Source organism: Poseidonocella sp. HB161398, assembly GCF_005870025.1.
Lineage (GTDB): Bacteria > Pseudomonadota > Alphaproteobacteria > Rhodobacterales > Rhodobacteraceae > Mangrovicoccus.
Genome location: NZ_VATA01000171.1, coordinates 1 through 3,136, shown reverse-complemented (window position 1 = coordinate 3,136; position 3,136 = coordinate 1). Strand labels below are relative to the sequence as shown.

Below are 3,136 nucleotides of genomic sequence, written 5' to 3'. Positions count from 1 at the left end.
CCGCGCTCGGCATACCTGTCACCGAGCCCGTCGGATAAGTGCGTCTGGGGAAAGGGCAGGTCCGCGCTTCACGCCCTTTGCGCAACAAAGCCGGGACCAGTTCGTCGTGCGGTAGCGGGCAGGTGCAGGCTTGCTCATGCACCTCATCTAACCGCATGGTTTCACGATGTGACTCCTTTGCAAATTGAGTTCTGCAACATGTATAACCGCCCCATGCGCAAGAGGGTTTCTGGATCAGTTTCGCGCGCTGTCGGGTGCTGACATGTATCCGGCCTCTGTTGCGACCATCGTCGTGCCGCGGGCCCGTATGGTGTTCGCGGATCAGGCCCCAAATCAACGCCGCGTGCTCGAAGGCACTTTGTTGCAGGCTGGTTCCTCTGATCCCGTCTCACGACCGTTGCGCCAAACTGCTCCTTGCCCTCCTTCGCTCCGACGTCCTCGCGACCGTGACGGCTTATGCCGCCGCGACCGGAGACTGGTAGACGCCGCCCCGGGCTATCAGGGCCCAGACAATCCGCGCCATCTTGTTGGCAAGCGCCACCCGAGCCAGCATCGGCGGCTTGCGCGTCAGCATGCCGCCCAGCCATGTGCCCGGTCTCGCCGCGGCATGGACATGCCGTTTGATGATCACGCTGTTCGCGCCGATGATCAGCAGCCGCCTCAGGGAGCGCTCGCCCATCTTCGTCGTGGCGCCGAGGCGCTGCTTGCCACCGGTGGAATGCTGCCGGGGTGTCAGGCCCAGCCACGCGGCGAAGTCGCGCGCCTTGCGGAACGTCTCGGGTGGCGGCGCCAGGACCGCAATGGCGGTGGCGATCAGCGGCCCGATCCCCGGAATGGTCATCAGCCGCCGCGCAACCTCGTTCTCCTTGGCCCGCCGGGCGATCTCGGCATCGAGCGTGCCGATCTCCGTCTCGAGATGGCCGAGGGCTGCGACCAAGACCTTCAGGGTGGCAATGGCATCGGCGGGGAGACAGCTGTCGGGGTCTTCGACGATAGCGATCAGCTTCGCGGCGTTCGCGGAACCCTGCGGCTCGATTTGCCCGAACTCGCCGAGATGACCCCGGAGCGCATTGATCGCCTGCGTGCGCTGTCGGATCAGCAATTCGCGAATGCGAAAGACCATAGCAGCTCCTTGGGTCTTCTCACTCTTCACAGGTACGAAGCGCATGGTCGGGCGCATGGCCGCTTCGCAGATGGCCTCGGCATCGGCCGCATCACTCTTTTGGCGTTTCACGAACGGCTTCACGTAGGCGGGCGGGATCAACCGCACCTCATGGCCGAGCTTGCCGATCTCTCGGCCCCAGAAATGGGCCCCACCACAGGCTTCCATCGCCACGACGCAAGACGGCAGCTGCCCAAAGAAAGCCAGAACCTGATCCCGTCTCAGCTTCTTGCGCAGCACTGCACGACCCGAGGCATCAGCGCCGTGCGCCTGGAATACATTCTTCGCTAGGTCGAGCCCGACCGTGATAATATCCGACATGACCGTCCTCCTCCGTGGATCCTCGCAGACCCACCTTGGCACATCGATGCCGTCGGGGGGCGGTCACATCATCAACGCCCGTCATGACCAGAGCCGAATAGTAAGGCTACGCCGAAGGCCGTCTTGATTTAGCGCCCTTCCTCGTCGGCCATGATGCGTTCGATGACGTCGGGCTCGCACCGGGCGTCGAGCAGGAACTCGCGGACTCCGCCTTCCCAGGTGCGGATGTCGGCAAGGAACTCCTGCAGGCTTTCGATGCCGCGGGCCGTGAAGGTCGTGATCCCGCTCTCGGTGCCGTCGTCGACCCAGATCATCTCGCCGTAATCGATGTTGTCGGAATTGGCGCTGATGACCTCGATGAGCTCGAGGTTCTCATCGATCCGCCTCGCGACCTCGCCGATGGAAAGGACCTGCGTGACGCGGGCCATCAGGCGGCCGCCGCGGAGCGGCCTTCCGGCCGGGTCCAGTTGCAGGGAAGCAGTTCGGGCAGCCGCGAGACCGGCAGGTCGGAGATGCGCGCGATGGCGTCGGCAAGCCAGGCCTGGGGGGCGATGCCGTTCAGCTTGGCCGTGCCGGTCAGCGTGTACATGGCGGCGGCGCGGTGTTCGCCGCCCCGGTCGCGGGAGAAGCGGAAGAACACAGCCGGCGGGGCGGCTCCGGAGAAGGGGCCGTTCGCCCGCTCTCTCGGACGGATCGCGTTCGCGGGCTCACTCGCGGACATAGGTCCAGAGCCGCGCGGTTTTGGTCCCGCCACGCGCCAGCAGCGGCACTGTCGTGTCATCCATTGCCCAGCAGTTGATTGCGCGGCAATCAACGAGAGGGGCCATGCAGACGCTCGGCCGCCATGACATGCGCCTCGATCAGCGCGTGGAGCGGTTTCAGCAGTTCGGCCACGGCGCCCACCTGGTCGGCCAGCGTCGACAGGCTGAGCTCCACGCCTTCCCGGGCATAGCGTTCGGCCTGGCGGTTCAGCGGCAGATGCTGGCCGTACTTTTCGAAGACGATCATGGCCAGCAGGCTGGGACCGGCCCAGCCGCGCGGAATGGGGTGGAACGGCGCCGGGGGCTGGCTGGTTCGGGCAGCCCTCGAACCATTGGCGGGCATGCCCTCACTCTCGCACACCCGGCAGGTAAACTTCTCCCGGACCGTCTGGATCACCTTCCACTGCCGGGGGATGACCTCCAGCGTCTCGGTGACGTCCTCGCCCATCTTCACGATGCGGTCCGAGCCGCAACAGGAACAGGTCGTCGGCGCTTCGACCACCACCCGCTCGCGCGGCAGATGCTCGGGGAAGGACTTCTTCACGGGTCTGCGCCGCTCGAAAGCCGCGACCTTCGTTGCCTTATCTGCCGCCTGATCGGCCCGGGCCTTGACCTCGGCAGCGTCGGCCACCAGCTCCTCGAGCTGCAATTCCAGCTGGTCGAGCCGGGAGGTGCGTTCCGCGCCATGGCCGTACTTGTCGCGCCGCAAGAGCGCGATCTCGAGCTTGAGCGCCGCGATCATCGCCTCGGAGGTCGAGACCGCCGCGCGCGCCTGCGCGAGCTCGGCCTCGGCGGCCACGGCACGCGTGTCCGCCGCCGCAAGGGCGGCGCGCAGGCGGGCGATCTCGTCGGCGGCATCGGTCATGGGAGGAGACTATCATGCCGCCCCCGC

Annotated in this window: 2 protein-coding genes and 1 pseudogene; all 3 read right to left on the bottom strand. The window is 66.2% G+C overall.

Annotated elements, in window-relative coordinates; translation table 11 throughout:
- Positions 1 to 454 precede the first annotated feature (454 nt).
- Positions 455 to 1,483 (bottom strand): IS110 family transposase, encoded by a 1,029-nt coding sequence (locus FGX59_RS36325; RefSeq protein WP_138473408.1) that lies wholly within the window; start codon positions 1,481 to 1,483, stop codon positions 455 to 457.
- Positions 1,484 to 1,611: 128 nt separating this feature from the next.
- Complete coding sequence (locus tag FGX59_RS36320; RefSeq protein ID WP_138473407.1) at positions 1,612 to 1,911, bottom strand: hypothetical protein; 300 nt, start codon at positions 1,909 to 1,911, stop codon at positions 1,612 to 1,614.
- A 47-nt stretch (positions 1,912 to 1,958) separates the two neighbouring features.
- Positions 1,959 to 3,109 (bottom strand): annotated as a pseudogene (locus tag FGX59_RS36315) (IS66 family transposase); the annotation flags it as partial.
- Between the last annotated feature and the right edge of the window lie 27 nt (positions 3,110 to 3,136).

Excerpts from the sequence above, each read along its gene's own strand:
- FGX59_RS36320 (WP_138473407.1), bottom strand. The coding sequence starts at position 1,911 with ATGGCCCGCGTCACGCAGGTCCTTTCCATCGGCGAGGTCGCGAGGCGG.
- FGX59_RS36325 (WP_138473408.1), bottom strand. The coding sequence starts at position 1,483 with ATGTCGGATATTATCACGGTCGGGCTCGACCTAGCGAAGAATGTATTC.